The following is a 13,343-nucleotide window of genomic DNA, read 5'->3' as shown; positions in this document are numbered from 1 at the left end:
CCGTTGCCGCGAACGTTGATCGAAATCGACCGGACGTCCGCCGAGCCGCTCTACCGGCAGGTGCGGCGCGCCATCGAGCACGGCATCGCGATCGGCACCTTCGACCCGGCGCACCGGCTGCCGAGCTCGCGTGAACTGGCCGCCGAACTGAGCGTTTCCCGCAACACCATCAACCTCGCCTACCAGGAGCTGGTCGCCGAAGGGTTCGTGGAGAGCCGGGAGCGCAGCGGGCTGTTCATCAACGCGGAGATGCGGCCGCATTGCGCCGTGCAGGAGCGCGGCACCACCCCGGCCATCGACTGGAGCGCGCGGGTGCGCCGGTACCCGGACGCCGGGGTGCCGCATATCGAGAAACGCCCGGACTGGCACACCTATCCGTATCCGTTCCTCGCCGGCCAGGTCGACGTCACCGCGTTCCCGGCGCGGTCGTGGACCCGCTGCCTGCGCGACGCGCTGTACCGGCCGCACGTGTTCCCGAGCCTGCAGGACAGCGTCGGCTCGGACGACCCGATGCTGGTCGACCTGATCTGCCGTCAGCTGCTCACCGCGCGGGGGATCGAGGCCGACCCGTCCGAGGTGCTGATCACCGTCGGTTCGCAGCAGGGCCTCGACCTGCTCGGCCGCGCGCTGCTCGGCCCGGACAGCGTCGTGGCGATGGAGAACCCGGGATACCTCGACGCCCGGCACATCTTCCTGCGCACCGGCGCCGGGCTGCGCGGCGTCGACGTCGACCAGAGCGGCCTGCGCCCGCCGGAGACGCTCGACGGCGTCGACCTGCTCTATCTCACCCCGAGCCACCACCATCCGACGAACGCGACGTTGAGCATCGGCCGCCGCCGTCGCCTGCTCAGCCTCGCCGCGAGTGCGGGCACGGTCCTGGTCGAGGACGACTACGACAGCGAATTCCGGTACCACGGCAGCCCCACGCCCGCGCTCAAGGCGCTCGACGGCACCGGTGACGCGATCTACCTCGGCACCTTCTCCAAATTCCTCTCACCCGGCCTGCGGCTGGGGTACCTGGTCGGGCCGCGGGAGCTGGTGCGGGAACTGCGGGAGATCCGGCGGTACGTGCTGCGGCATCCGCCCGGTCACCTCCAGCGGGCGCTGGCGCTGCTCATCGACAGCGGCGAGTACCACCGGTCCCTGCGCCGCTACCGCACGAAACTGATGCGGAAATGGGAGGCGACCTGCGCGGCGGTCACCGAACACCTGCCGTGGACGCAGACGGCGTACCCGCCGGGCGGGGTCAGCCTCTGGATGACCGGGCCGTCCGAACTGGACTGCCGGGCGCTGATCGAACGCGCCGAGCGCGACGGCGTCCTGATCGAGCCCGGAGACATCTTCTTCGTCGGGGAAGAGCCGCCGCGCAACCACTTCCGGATCGGCTTCGCGGCCGTCCCGTTGCGCGACATCGACCCAGGTATCCGCCTGCTCGGCGAGGCCTGCCGCGACCTGCTCGGCGGCTGATCGGCCAACTGGTACCACCGCGCCGGAGCGTTCTGGACCTGTTCAGGCGGCCAGACGTGCCGCACTGTCTGGGGATCCCTCGTGAGCCCGGGAGGCCTGTGTGGAATTCCTTCGAGAAGATCCCCAGCGTGCAGCCGATTTCGTCGCGCTCGGCGGCACCGTCCTCACCCTCGACGCGGCGGGGAGACGGGTCCGCGCGCTGGCCGCGACCGGCGGGCGGATCACCGCGCTCGGTTCCGAACGGGAGATCTCACGGCTGATCGGCCCGGAGACCACCGTGCTCGACCTGGCGGAGCGCACGGTGATCCCCGGTTTCGTCGAGTCCCACAACCATCCGGCGTTCTTCGGGATGACGCTGGCCGCGCCGGTCGACGCCGGCAGCCCGCCCAACGACACCATCGCCGACATCGCCGGCCGGGTCGCGCAGGCGGCCAAGGATCTCGGTCCTGGGGAGTGGATCCGCGGTTTCCGGTACGACGACACGCTGCTCGCGGACGGCCGTCATCCGACACGCTCGGACCTCGATCCCGTCTCCGGTCGCAATCCCGTGGTCCTGACCCATGTTTCCGGGCACTTCTGCACCGCGAACTCGCTCGCCCTGCGCGAAGTCGGGATCACCGCCGAGACCCCGGACCCGCCCGGCGGCCTCATCGTGCGCGATGCCCGGGGCGAGCCGACCGGGGTACTCGTCGAGACGGCGGCCTTCCTCGTCACGTCCCGGCTTCCCGGGCAGAGCGCGGGCGAACTGGCCGAAGCCCTGCTGCTGGCGGATGAGGAATACCTCGCCAACGGCGTGACTTCCGTGCACGACACCGGGATCGGTCTCATCGGCGGCGCGGCGGAGCTGGAGGCGTACGCGCTGGTGAGGCGAGCCGGGAAACTCCGTGTCCGGGTGCGTGGCTACCTGTTCGACGGCCTGCTTCCCGGCCTCGCCGAGGGCGAACCGGAAGCCCCGCAAGACGGTGCGGACGACAAGTTCGCGATGACCGGCGTCAAGATCGTCGCGGACGGGTCGATCCAGGGCAAGACCGGTTGCCTCGCGGAGGGTTACACCTGCGACCCGGAGGAGCACGGCATGATGCTGCTCGAACCCGCCGACCTCGGCCGCCGGATCGCCGCGCTCGACGCGGCGGGCTGGCAGGTCGCCGTGCACGGCAACGGGGACGCGGCGATCGACGCGATCATCGACGGCTATTCGCGGCTGGGCTCGCCGCGCGGCACCGGCAGGCGGCATCGGATCGAGCATTGCCAGACGGTGCGCGAAGACCAGCTGGACCGGATGGCGGCCCACGACGTCCTCGCGTCGTTCTTCGTCAAGCACGTCTACTACTGGGGAGACCGGCATCGTGACGTCTTCCTCGGCCCCGAGCGGGCCCGCCGGATCAGCCCGCTGGTCTCGGCCCGCTCGCGCGGAATCCACTTCGGACTGCATTCGGACACCCCGGTGACCCCGGTGCCGCCGCTGGAGGGGATCTGGTGCGCGGTACGCCGGATCACCAGGCAGGGCAAGGTGCTCGGCCCGGAACAGGCCGTGGACGTCGACGCCGCGCTGCGTGGCTACACGATCGACGCCGCGTACCTGGCGGGCGAGGAGGACGTCAAGGGCAGCCTGGAGGTCGGGAAGCTCGCCGATCTCGCGGTGCTCTCCGATGACCCCACCACGGTCGATCCGGACCGGATCCGCGAGCTGACCGTGGACGCCACCGTCAGTGGCGGCGAGGTCGTCTGGCGGCGCGAGACGACGGGAGCACGGCGATGATCCGCAGCTGGCCGAGTGTCCTCATAGGACTGTTCGTTCCCGCTATCGCCCTCCTGGCGGGGATTCTGCTGCTCTCCGGATCGACGGCATCGGTGCTGGGCATCCCGGTGCTGTTCTTCTGGGTGTTCTGCTGCTGCCCGCTGACCACCCTGTGCCTGTGGATCAGCTGGCGTTTCTTCGACCGCGCCCACTACCCGGAGGACGACTGATGCTGATCGCGATCGTGGCGGTGGTGATGGCGGGTTCGATCGGGCTCGCGGTATGGGCGGGACGGTCGACACGCGGCGGCGGGATCTCGGAGTTCCTCGTCGGCGGCCGGTCGTTCCCGGCTTGGCTGGTGTACTTCCTCGCGGTCGGCGAGGTGTACAGCATCGGGACGATGATCGGGTTCCCGAGCGGCATCTACGCGCACGGCGCGAGCTACGGGATCTGGTTCCTCGGCTACATCCTGCTCGCGTACTCGCTGGGCTATTTCCTGGCGCCGCTGGTGTGGCGTGCGGCGAAACGGTACGACGCGATGACCGTGCCCGACGTGTTCGGGCGGCATTTCGGCAGCAGGCGGCTGGAGCTGATCACCTGTGTCACGATGCTGATCGCGCTGGTCCCGTGGGGGCAGTACCAGTTCATCGGTCTCCAGGTGGTGCTGAGCAATCTGGGGCTGCGGCTGGATCCCGTGCAGTGCCTGGTGCTGGCGGGCATCGTGGCGTTCGTCTACATCGCCGTCTCCGGCGTGCGGTCGCCCGCGTTCGTGTCGATCCTCAAGGATTTCTTCATGCTGCTCGGCGTCGTGCTCGTCGGGGTGGCCGTCGTGATCGCCGCCGGCGGTACCGCGAAGGTCAGCGGACCCGAGGTGCTGAGCGCGGCGCAGACCACCATGGGCGGATCGGAACTCACCTTCGCGATGACGACGGTCCTCTTCCAGAGCATCGTGTTCTACCTCGGTTTCGGTGGCGCCTACGTGTTCCCGGCCCGTTCCGAACGCGCGGTGAAGAGCTCGACGGTGTGGATGCCGATGTACATGCTGATCTACCCGTTCCTCGTGCTGGCCGCCTACTACGGCGTGCGCGCGCATCCGGACCTGGAGAACCCGAACACGGTGTTCATGGTGACGGCCAAGGGTTTGCTGCCCGACTGGCTGCTGGGCCTCGTCGCCGCCGGCGCCGCGCTGTCGGGTGTGCTGGTGCTCGCCGCGACCGCGCTCACCATCGGCGGGATGGTCTGCCGCAACCTCGCGCCGAACGTCCCGGCCGCGGCGCAGCGGCGGTGGACGGTCGTCGCGGTGGCGAGTTTCCTGGTGCTGGCGGCGGTACTGACCCTCGTCGCTTCGACGTTGATGCTCACCATCCTGAACCTGACCTACAACCTGCTCGCCCAGGTCGTCCCCGGCTGGCTCGCGATCCTGTTCGTGCGGCGGGTGCGGACCGCCGCGGTGGCCGCCGGGATGGTCACCGGGGTGCTCACGGCGATCGCCCTGTACGTCACCGGTGCGACGTTCGGTGGTTTCAACGCGGGGCTGGTGTCGCTCGGGGTGAATCTGGCCGTGGTGGTGATCTGGAGCCTGGCGGCGCCGGACAAGGCGCGGACCCCGGTGGCACGGTCGGCCGACAGTGCTCCGGACCCGGAAGCGGTGCCGTCGCTCAGCCGATGAGACGAGCGATCACGCGTGATTGAAGGCGTAACTCGCGTGATCAGAGGCGTAACTCGCGTGATTGAAGGCGTAACTCTCGGCCCGCGTGTCATCCGCCCGGAATCACGCGAGTTACGGCTCCAATCACGCGAGTTACGGCTTCAGACACGCATCATCCGGCTAGCTCGACCGGGTCCGCCACGACCGCAGGGCGAGACGCCGCGCGGGCGGAGGTGCCGTGGCCTCCTCGGGCACGTGCTCTCCGTACACCGCCTTCGCGACCGAGAGTTTCAGCTCGCGGCACCGCCGGACGACGTGGGGCGGGAAGCCGGTACCGGTCGGCCGGTCCGGCGTCCCGCCCGTCTCGGCGTCGAACGGCGTCCAGCCCGAGCCGAGCTCGATCAGGCTGCGGTGTTTGGTCGTGTAGTACCCGCGCGTCACGCTCATCGCGAGGCCGGTCGCGCCCGCGGCCGCGGCCACGAGGTGCAGGTGGTACCGGCTGGAGATCCAGGTCTGCCCCGGCGCCATCGGCGGGCCGTGGCGCCAGATGTCACGGAACGGATGGAATTCCGCGCCGGCGAGTTCGTGCTCCAGCAGCGCCGGAACGGCACGGTCGACCCGGGGGATCCCTTCGACGACGGCGAGCTGCTCGGGGTGGATCTCCCACGCCCGCACCAGACCCAGTACCTGGGCGGCCAGTTCGGACGGCTCGAAGGCGCCGATGTCGGACTGTACGCACAGGACGAATTCGCGCGCCTGCGCGGCGGCTCTGGGCTCGGGCGGCTCCAGGAAGACGTCGTCGCAAGTCCGGGCGACCCCGGGAAGCAGTTCCGCCGACGGATCGTCGCGGACGTCGACGACGTCGAACCGGTCGGTGAGCGACCGGAGCAGGTCGGTGGCGCCGGGCGGGAACGGCGTCAGGCCCTGCCCGGTCATGGCCGTGCGGGCACCCGATCGCCGGGCGGCGGCCGCGGCGCCCGCGATCAGCCCGATATGCCTTGGCCACAACGCGTTGAGGTAGCCACCGCCGATCAGGTGCACCACGTCGGTCCGGCCGAGGAGGTCGATACCGGCGTCCCACCGCGGCGCGAGCCCGGGGTCGTCCACCGCCGACTGCACCCAGCGCGCCACTTCCCACGGATCGTCCGACGGCGCCTCACCGCACAGGCGCCACAGGGTGTCCGTGCAGCGGAGGCGTGGATGCAGCCCGTCCAAGAGCACTCGCGCGGGTCCCGGCGAGTGGGTGTCGAGCCAGACGTCGGCCTCCGGATCGATCCGTGCCAGGTGGCGCAGCCACGTCGCCGCGATCAGTTCGTCGCCGTAGTTGGGAAAACCACTCGGGCCGATCAGATAGTGACAAGCGCGGGTGGGCGGATCGCTCCGCCCACCCGCGCTTCCGTCGAAGGTCACTGCGCGACGGTGATCTGCGTGTCCAACGCCTGATCGCCCTGCGCCTTCTCGTTGCCGGTCGCTTCGGTCTTGACACGATCCTTGGCCACGCCCGCGGCTTCCAGCGCGGCGGTGATCGCTTCGGCGCGCTTTTCCGACAGCGCCTTGGACTTTTCCGCGTCGGGGTAACCCGCATGGGTGGCGACGGTGATCTTGACGTCGTTGCCCTGCATGGCCTTGGCGATCTCGCCGAGTGCCGTCTTGCTCTTTTCGGTCAGTTCGGCGCTTTCCGTGGTGAAGGTGATCGGCGACTGCTGGAGCGCCTGCTGGATCGCCGCGGTCACCTTTTGCGCCGCCTCACCGCCGGCCTGACCCGCGTCTCCGGTGCCCGCTCCCGAAGAAGCCGGGGCGCCGGCGCCGGAGGACGACGCGGCGGCCGCGCTTGAAGCGGTTCCATTCGCGCCGGATGTCCCAGCCGCACCGTTTTCGCCCTCGGATCCGCACGCGGCGACCAGGCCGGCCACGATCGCGACGCCCGTTACCGTCCGGGCAATTTTCCTGCGCATGAAGTTCGAACTCCCTTTGGCCGTGTCCGCTTTGGCTGACCCCAGGGATACGAACACGAACGGGGTAAATGCGCCAACCGTGATCGTGTGTGACCGACCTCGGCCGTGTCGTGGGCATCGTGTGGAGAAATCGCGTCGACCAGGAAACCTTTAGGCGTGACCGGCTCACGGGTCGCACTCGTATGGCCGCGAACGGTCGGCAAGTCCACCCGAGTGAGCGACCACCCCTGCCGTCTCCACGTCTTGCTCACGGAGGTTTTCCCTTACTGGAAAGGAGAACTCTCCGACTCACCCATCCGTCGCGTTCGAGTTGCCGCGCCCGGCGAATGGACTTTGATGGAGGTATGCGCCGGTCTTCGGCGTATTCGAACCAGGTGAGGAGTTCTCGTGGGTATCGACTTCGAAGGCATGAAGGACAAGGTGAGCGGGGAGCACGTCGACAAGGCCGCCGATTTCGCGAAGTCCCGCTTCGGTGAACACTCCGACAAGATCGACTCGGCCGCCGACAAGGCCAAGGGTTTCCTCGGCGAGTCCGGTGGCGAACAGCAGAACGAAGGGCAACAGCAGGGCGGCGGTTTCGGTAACGACGCATCCGGCGGTCAGGGCGGCAACGACTTCGGCGGTGGCCAGGGCAACGAGTACGGCGGTGACCAAGGGCAGCGCGCCGAGTTCGGCGGCGGCCAGGGCAACGAATACGGCGGTGACCAAGGGCAGCGCGCCGACTTCGGCGGGAACAGCGGTGAAGAGGGTGGCTACGGCCGCTGAGCCATCCGCGGCTCAGGGAAGGGAACCGGCGGCGTTCAGCCCCGGGAGAGCAGTTCGAGGACGTCCCGGAACGGCGCGTACCCGGACGTGACCGAGGTGTCGAGAACCCGGGAGCGGCGGTAGAAGGGACTGAGGTCGAGCCCCACGCCGATCCCGCGGATCTCGACGCCGTTCTCCTCTCGCAGCACCGTTTCCCGCAGATGCTCGTCCAGGTAGTGCGGATCGTTCGCGAGGCTCGTCGCGCCGTCCATGGGGCTGCCGTCGGAGAGGACGAGCAGGATCCGGCGTGCCTCCGTTCGCGCGCGCATCCGGCCGCAGGCCCAGGCCACCGCCTCGCCGTCGATCCCTTCCCGGAACAGATCGGCCTTCAGCAGCGCCGCGAGGTCCGGGCGTGCCCGGCGCCACGGTGTCTCGGCGTCCTTGAACACGAGGTGCAGGCGTTCGTTGAGCCTGCCGGGATGGCGCGGCCGTCCCGCTCGTCTCCACTCCCGCCCGGGTCCGCCGCCGTTCCAGGCGCCGGTCGTGAAGCCGAGTACCTCGCAGGTGGCGCCGGCGAGTTCGATCGACCGCGCGAAGAGGTCGGCCAGCGCGGCGACGGGTTCCGCGTGCGCGGTCATCGAACCCGAACAGTCGATCAGGAACGTCACGAGGGTGTCCGCCACCGGCTCGATCCGTTCGGTGCGGAAGATGCGGCGTTCGGTGGGGGAGCTGATCAGCTGTGCCAGCGTCCGGCCGTCGAGCTGGCCTTCCTCCTGGCCGCCGTCCCAGCCGTCGCGCGCGGGCTCGGCCAGCACCGCCTTGAGGTCGCGTGCCAGCCGTCCCGGCCCGACGCCCTGCCTGCCGACACGCCGGTCGAGCCGTTCGCGGAGTTCGGCCAGCAGCCCGGGGCGCACCAGGTCCGACGCCCGCCGTTCGCGGTCGTACGCGGTGGTGAAAACCCGGTACGCCGCACCGGATTCGCCCAAGGTCCGGCTGGTGCCGGCGGTCGCGGTGGGAATCTGTTCGCCGTGGCTCGCGTCGAAGTCGATCACGAGACTGAACCGCGGGTCGGTGGGATCGCTCTCGTCTTCGGCGGCCTGCTCGGTCCCGGCGAGCAGGCCGCCGGTCGTCCGGGCGATCGCCAGCGCGTGTTCGGCGAACGCCTTCTGGTCCGTCCGGTGCCGCCGAAGCCCGGCGAGGTCGTGGCCGAGGGAAGGCGCCAGCGCGAACCTGGTCGCCTCGATGAGGTCCTCGGTCTCCTCGACCACCGGTTCGCCGGTGATCCTCGACCGGCAGATCTGCGCGACCGTGTACAGCAGCAACCCGCGTGCGGTCTCGGTCAGGCCGGAGCGGTGGAACTCCAGTGACCAGCGCAGATGACGCAGGCGCAGGTTCCGCCGCATTCCCGGAAGGTCCGCGGGCGGGAGCGATTCGACGCGGAACTGTTCCAGCAGCTCGAAAATCCCGCGTTCGGCCGGGTCTCGCGGGCACAGGCTCCGGTGCAAGGCGGCGTCGGAGGACGTCAGGCGCAGCGCCATCCCGTCCGCGATCCCGCGGGACGACAGCAGATCGTCGTCGGCCGAGTGGCGGAGATGCGGTGCGTGCAGGGGGAGCGGGTCGCGCCCGCGGTGCAGGCGCCGTGCCCGGAAGTGGAGCGCCGGATCTCCGGTGAGCGCGCGGACCGCGGCCGCGCACAGCTCCTCGACCTGGTTGCGGCGCCGGGTTTCGGCCTGCCCCGCGGTCATGCCGAGAGCAGGTGGAGCTCGTCGTCGAAGCAGCGCTGGAAGTACTCCGCCACCAGGTCGCGCTCGGCTTCGTCGCATTTGTTCACGAAGGACAGCCGGAACGCCGTCGCCGGATCACCGAAGATCTCGATGTTCTCCGCCCAGGTGATCACGGTGCGCGGGGACATCAGGGTGGACAGGTCGCCGGCCTGGAAACCCTTGCGGGTCAAGGCGGCCACCGCGACCAGCGACGCCGCCAGCGACTCGGAAACGCTGGGGACCCTCGCCCGCACTATCGCGATCTCCTCGGCGGCGGGCAGGTAGTTCAGCGACGCCACGATGTTCCAGCGGTCGATCTGCGCGTGGTTCAGCCGCTGCGCGCCGTGGTAGAGCCCGTTGAGGTTGCCGAGCCCGACCGTGTTGGCGGTGGCGAACAGCCGGAACGACGGATGCGGACGCAGGACGCGGTTCTGATCGGTGAGGGTGAACTTGCCGTCGCGTTCGAGGACCCGCTGGAGCACGAACATGACGTCCGGGCGGCCGGCGTCGTACTCGTCGAGCACCAGCGCGACCGGCCGCTGCAGCGCCCACGGGAGGATGCCCTCCTGAAACTCGGTGACCTGCTTGCCCTCACGCAGGACGACGGCGTCGCGGCCGACGAGGTCGAGGCGGTTGAGGTGGCCGTCCAGGTTGACGCGCACGCACGGCCAGTTGAGTCGCGCGGCGACCTGCTCGATATGGGTCGATTTCCCGGTGCCGTGCAGGCCCTGCACCAGTACCCGGCGGTCGCGGGTGAAGCCGGCGAGCAGGGCCAGCGTCACGTCCGGGTTGAAGCGGTACGCCTCGTCGATCTCGGGGACGTGCTCGCCCCGCTCGCGGAACGCGCCGACGACGAGGTCCGAATCGATGCCGAAGACTTCGCGTACCGGGAGCCGTAGCTCGGGGACCATGAGAACTCCTTACGACGGAACACTTTCCGGTTCGGACGCGCCCTCGGCGTCGACGCGGCTGATCGCTTCGGCCGCGCGCTGCAACGCGGGGAGTGTCTGCAGCGCCTTGTCCGGCGTCAGCCGCATGACGGGTGCCTGCACGGCGACGCAGAGGTTGGCGCGCCCCGGCACGAGGACCGCGACGCACACCAAGCCGGGCAGGAACTCTTCGTCGTCGAGCGCGAACCCGTCGCGGCGGATGCGGGTGAACTCGGCTTCGAGCGCGTCGAGGTCGGTGAGGGTCTTGTTCGTGTACTGCTTGAGCGGCGCGTGCGCGAGCAGCTTCCGCCGCTGTGACGGGCTCATCTGCGCGAGGATCATCTTGCCGCTGGCCGAACAGTGGATCGGCACGCGCGAGCCGGGCCGGAGGTAGAACCGCAGCGGTTCCGGTGTCTCCACGCGGTCGAGGTACACGATCTCGTTGCCCGACAACGTGGTCACGTTGCAGCTCTCGCCGAGTTCGTCGACGAGGTGGCGCAGGACGGCGTGCCGGGCGCCGTGGTGGGTCGCGTTGAGGAGCAGATTCTCCGCGAGCCGTCGCAGCCGGTGGCCGGTGCCGTAGTGGCGGCCGTCGGCCTGACGGACCAGCAGGCCGGCCCCTTCGAGCTGCTGCAGCATGCGGTGCAGCGTCGGTTTCGGCAGGCCGGTCTCCTCGACGAGCCCCTGCAGGGAGACCAGCTGGTCCTTGGCGGCGATCAGCTCGAGCAGGGAGAACAGCCGCATGGTCGGCGTGTCCCCGTTGATCGGATCGGGTTCGCGAAGCAGCTCCATGTTCCGAAAAGTAGCACACAGCGTCTCGATTTCCAGAATCCGACGTTGACGCTCGCCGATCCGCGTCCTATCGTCGGTCGCATCCTGATTTCAGGAACGCCACGTATCGTTTTTTGTAAATCTGCCTGTCGAAGGAGCGGAACATGACGGAACGGAAGACGGGTGACGGCCGCGTGGTCGTCAGCGGCCGGAAGAAGATGACCCCGTCCGAGGCCTTCGTCGAGACGCTCGTGGCGAACGGCGTCACCGACATCTTCGGCATCATGGGGTCGGCGTTCATGGACGCGATGGACATCTTCGCGCCGGCCGGCATCCGGCTGGTACCGGTCGTGCACGAACAGGGCGCGGGGCACATGGCCGACGGCTACGCCCGGGTGAGCGGCAGGCACGGCGTCGTCATCGGGCAGAACGGTCCCGGGATCAGCAACTGCGTCACCGCGATCGCCGCCGCCTACTGGGCGCACAGCCCGGTCGTCATCGTGACGCCGGAAGCGGGCACGATGGGCACCGGCCTCGGCGGATTCCAGGAGGCCAACCAGCTGCCGATGTTCCAGGAGTTCACCAAGTACCAGGGGCACGTCAACAACCCGAAGCGGATGGCCGAGTACACCGGCCGGTGCTTCGACCGGGCCCACTCGGAGCTCGGCCCGACGCAGCTCAACATCCCGCGCGACTTCTTCTACGGCGAGATCGAGGCCGAGATCCCGGAGCCCGCCAGGCTCGATCGCGGTCCCGGCGGCGAGCGGAGCCTCGACGAGGCCGCGGCGCTCCTGGCCACGGCGGAGTTCCCGGTGATCATCTCCGGTGGCGGCGTCGTGATGGCCGACGGCGTCGAGGAGTGCAAGGCGCTCGCGGAACGTCTCGGCGCGCCGGTGGTGAACAGCTACCTGCACAACGACTCGTTCCCGGCGAGTCACCCGCAGTGGTGCGGGCCGCTGGGGTACCAGGGCTCCAAGGCCGCGATGAAGCTGATCTCGCAGGCGGACGTCGTGATCGCGCTCGGCTCGCGGCTCGGCCCGTTCGGCACCCTGCCGCAGCACGGCATGGACTACTGGCCCAAGGACGCGAAGATCATCCAGATCGACGCGGACCACAAGATGCTCGGCCTGGTCAAGAAGATCACCGTCGGCATCTGCGGCGACGCCAAGGACGCGGCGGTCGCGCTGACCAAGCGCCTCGCGGACAGGACGTTGGCCTGTGACTCCACAAAGGACGCCCGCGCCGCCAAGATCAAGGCGGAGAAGGACGCGTGGGAGGCCGAACTCGACGCCTGGACCCACGAGACCGACCCGTTCAGCCTCGACATGATCGCGGAACAGGAGAGCGAGGAGGGCAACTGGCTCCACCCGCGGGAAGTGCTGCGGGAGCTGGAGAAGGCGATGCCGCCGCGCGTGATGGTGTCGACCGACATCGGCAACATCAACTCGGTCGCGAACAGCTACCTGCGCTTCGAGGAGCCGCGCAGCTTCTTCGCCCCGATGAGCTTCGGCAACTGCGGGTACGCGCTGCCGACCATCATCGGCGCCAAGGCCGCGGCGCCCGACCGGCCCGCGATCTCCTACGCCGGCGACGGCGCGTGGGGGATGAGCATGGGCGAGATCATGACCGCGGTCCGCCACGACATCCCGGTCACGGCGGTGGTTTTCCACAACCGGCAGTGGGGCGCGGAGAAGAAGAACCAGGTCGACTTCTACAACCGGCGGTTCGTCGCGGGTGAGCTGGAGAGCGAGAGCTTCGCGGGGATCGCGAAGGCGATGGGCGCGGAAGGCATCGTCGTCGAGAAGCTCGACGAGGTCGGCCCCGCGCTGCAGCGCGCCGTCGACGCGCAGATGAACGAGGGCAAGACGACCGTCATCGAGATCATGTGCACCCGCGAGCTGGGCGACCCGTTCCGGCGGGACGCGCTGTCCAAGCCGGTGCGGTTCCTGGAGAAGTACAAGGACTACGTGTAGTCCGCGGTTTCGCGCGTGAAGGCCCCCTTCCCTCGGCTCAGCCGAGGGAAGGGGGCCTTCACGCGCATTGGGGTGTTGATGAAGGAATTGGGACCCTCGACGTCCAGATTCCTTCATCAACACCCCACTGCTGGCGTCGGGTTGGTCGCTGGGGCAGGGGTGGTTGCGAAAGCCACTTTCGCAACCTTCAACGTTGCGAAAGTGGCTTTCGCAACGTCGGGCCCGGAGGCGGCCGCGAGAAGCGGCGCAGGTGGGGCAGGGGCATGTCGCGAAAGCCACTTTCGGGACATCAGGCGTCGCGAAAGTGGCTTTCGCGACGCCCCCGGGGAGGCGCGGCGCCGGTGCCACCAAGGTG

At 69.2% G+C, this 13,343-nt stretch carries 11 protein-coding genes; 6 read left to right on the top strand and 5 right to left on the bottom strand.

The window, feature by feature from the left end; genetic code table 11:
* Nucleotides 1-3: 3 nt before the first annotated feature.
* The 4 genes from pdxR (at nt 4) to ACZ1DY_RS25460 (ending at nt 4,874) form a co-directional block, all read left to right on the top strand.
* Complete coding sequence (gene pdxR, locus ACZ1DY_RS25475) at nt 4-1,467, top strand: MocR-like pyridoxine biosynthesis transcription factor PdxR (RefSeq protein WP_126734255.1); 1,464 nt, start codon at nt 4-6, stop codon at nt 1,465-1,467.
* Between the two features lie 100 nt (nt 1,468-1,567).
* Nucleotides 1,568-3,226 (top strand): amidohydrolase, encoded by a 1,659-nt coding sequence (locus ACZ1DY_RS25470; protein WP_465481096.1) that lies wholly within the window; start codon nt 1,568-1,570, stop codon nt 3,224-3,226.
* Nucleotides 3,223-3,435: a DUF3311 domain-containing protein gene (locus tag ACZ1DY_RS25465; RefSeq protein ID WP_257486098.1), complete on the top strand. Its 213-nt coding sequence runs from the start codon at nt 3,223-3,225 to the stop codon at nt 3,433-3,435. The genes ACZ1DY_RS25470 and ACZ1DY_RS25465 overlap by 4 nt, the downstream gene beginning before the upstream one ends.
* Nucleotides 3,435-4,874, top strand: coding sequence for a sodium:solute symporter family protein (locus ACZ1DY_RS25460; protein ID WP_465481095.1), 1,440 nt, complete (start codon nt 3,435-3,437; stop codon nt 4,872-4,874). The genes ACZ1DY_RS25465 and ACZ1DY_RS25460 overlap by 1 nt, the downstream gene beginning before the upstream one ends.
* A 159-nt stretch (nt 4,875-5,033) precedes the next feature.
* On the opposite strand, the gene ACZ1DY_RS25455 is transcribed toward ACZ1DY_RS25460, so the two are convergent.
* Together ACZ1DY_RS25455 and ACZ1DY_RS25450 are read right to left on the bottom strand one after the other, a co-directional pair.
* Nucleotides 5,034-6,263, bottom strand: coding sequence for a polysaccharide pyruvyl transferase family protein (locus ACZ1DY_RS25455; RefSeq protein ID WP_465481094.1), 1,230 nt, complete (start codon nt 6,261-6,263; stop codon nt 5,034-5,036).
* Complete coding sequence (locus tag ACZ1DY_RS25450; RefSeq protein WP_257486101.1) at nt 6,260-6,865, bottom strand: OmpA family protein; 606 nt, start codon at nt 6,863-6,865, stop codon at nt 6,260-6,262. Before ACZ1DY_RS25450 ends, ACZ1DY_RS25455 begins: the two co-directional genes overlap by 4 nt.
* Nucleotides 6,866-7,195: 330 nt before the next feature.
* Between ACZ1DY_RS25450 and ACZ1DY_RS25445 the strand changes: the two genes are divergently transcribed.
* Nucleotides 7,196-7,573 carry an Rv0909 family putative TA system antitoxin gene (locus ACZ1DY_RS25445; protein WP_465481093.1) on the top strand — a complete coding sequence of 126 codons (378 nt, stop codon included), beginning with the start codon at nt 7,196-7,198 and terminating at the stop codon, nt 7,571-7,573.
* 35 nt (nt 7,574-7,608) lie between these two features.
* Here the strand turns inward: ACZ1DY_RS25445 and ACZ1DY_RS25440 are convergent, their stop codons facing one another.
* From ACZ1DY_RS25440 to ACZ1DY_RS25430, 3 genes are read right to left on the bottom strand one after another with little or no spacing between them, the layout of a single operon-like run.
* Nucleotides 7,609-9,297, bottom strand: coding sequence for a cobaltochelatase CobT-related protein (locus ACZ1DY_RS25440; protein ID WP_465481092.1), 1,689 nt, complete (start codon nt 9,295-9,297; stop codon nt 7,609-7,611).
* Complete coding sequence (locus ACZ1DY_RS25435) at nt 9,294-10,226, bottom strand: AAA family ATPase (protein ID WP_257486104.1); 933 nt, start codon at nt 10,224-10,226, stop codon at nt 9,294-9,296. The genes ACZ1DY_RS25440 and ACZ1DY_RS25435 overlap by 4 nt, the downstream gene beginning before the upstream one ends.
* Nucleotides 10,227-10,235: 9 nt before the next feature.
* The gene (locus tag ACZ1DY_RS25430; RefSeq protein ID WP_126734248.1) at nt 10,236-11,036 is read right to left on the bottom strand and encodes an IclR family transcriptional regulator; all 801 of its coding nucleotides are present in this window, start codon (nt 11,034-11,036) and stop codon (nt 10,236-10,238) included.
* Between the two features lie 143 nt (nt 11,037-11,179).
* On the opposite strand from ACZ1DY_RS25430, the gene xsc reads away from it, so the two are divergent.
* Complete coding sequence (gene xsc / locus ACZ1DY_RS25425; protein WP_126734247.1) at nt 11,180-12,988, top strand: sulfoacetaldehyde acetyltransferase; 1,809 nt, start codon at nt 11,180-11,182, stop codon at nt 12,986-12,988.
* Nucleotides 12,989-13,343: the final 355 nt, after the last annotated feature.

This window comes from Amycolatopsis sp. PSD-21 (assembly GCF_055561455.1).
This window is presented reverse-complemented; position numbering and strand designations above follow the sequence as displayed.

What these genes read in the sequence shown, in the direction of transcription:
- ACZ1DY_RS25465 (WP_257486098.1), top strand. Translation starts at nt 3,223, where the DNA reads ATGATCCGCAGCTGGCCGAGTGTCCTCATAGGACTGTTCGTTCCCGCT.
- ACZ1DY_RS25430 (WP_126734248.1), bottom strand. Translation starts at nt 11,036, where the DNA reads ATGGAGCTGCTTCGCGAACCCGATCCGATCAACGGGGACACGCCGACC.
- ACZ1DY_RS25435 (WP_257486104.1), bottom strand. Translation starts at nt 10,226, where the DNA reads ATGGTCCCCGAGCTACGGCTCCCGGTACGCGAAGTCTTCGGCATCGAT.
- ACZ1DY_RS25440 (WP_465481092.1), bottom strand. Translation starts at nt 9,297, where the DNA reads ATGACCGCGGGGCAGGCCGAAACCCGGCGCCGCAACCAGGTCGAGGAG.
- ACZ1DY_RS25460 (WP_465481095.1), top strand. Translation starts at nt 3,435, where the DNA reads ATGCTGATCGCGATCGTGGCGGTGGTGATGGCGGGTTCGATCGGGCTC.
- xsc (WP_126734247.1), top strand. Translation starts at nt 11,180, where the DNA reads ATGACGGAACGGAAGACGGGTGACGGCCGCGTGGTCGTCAGCGGCCGG.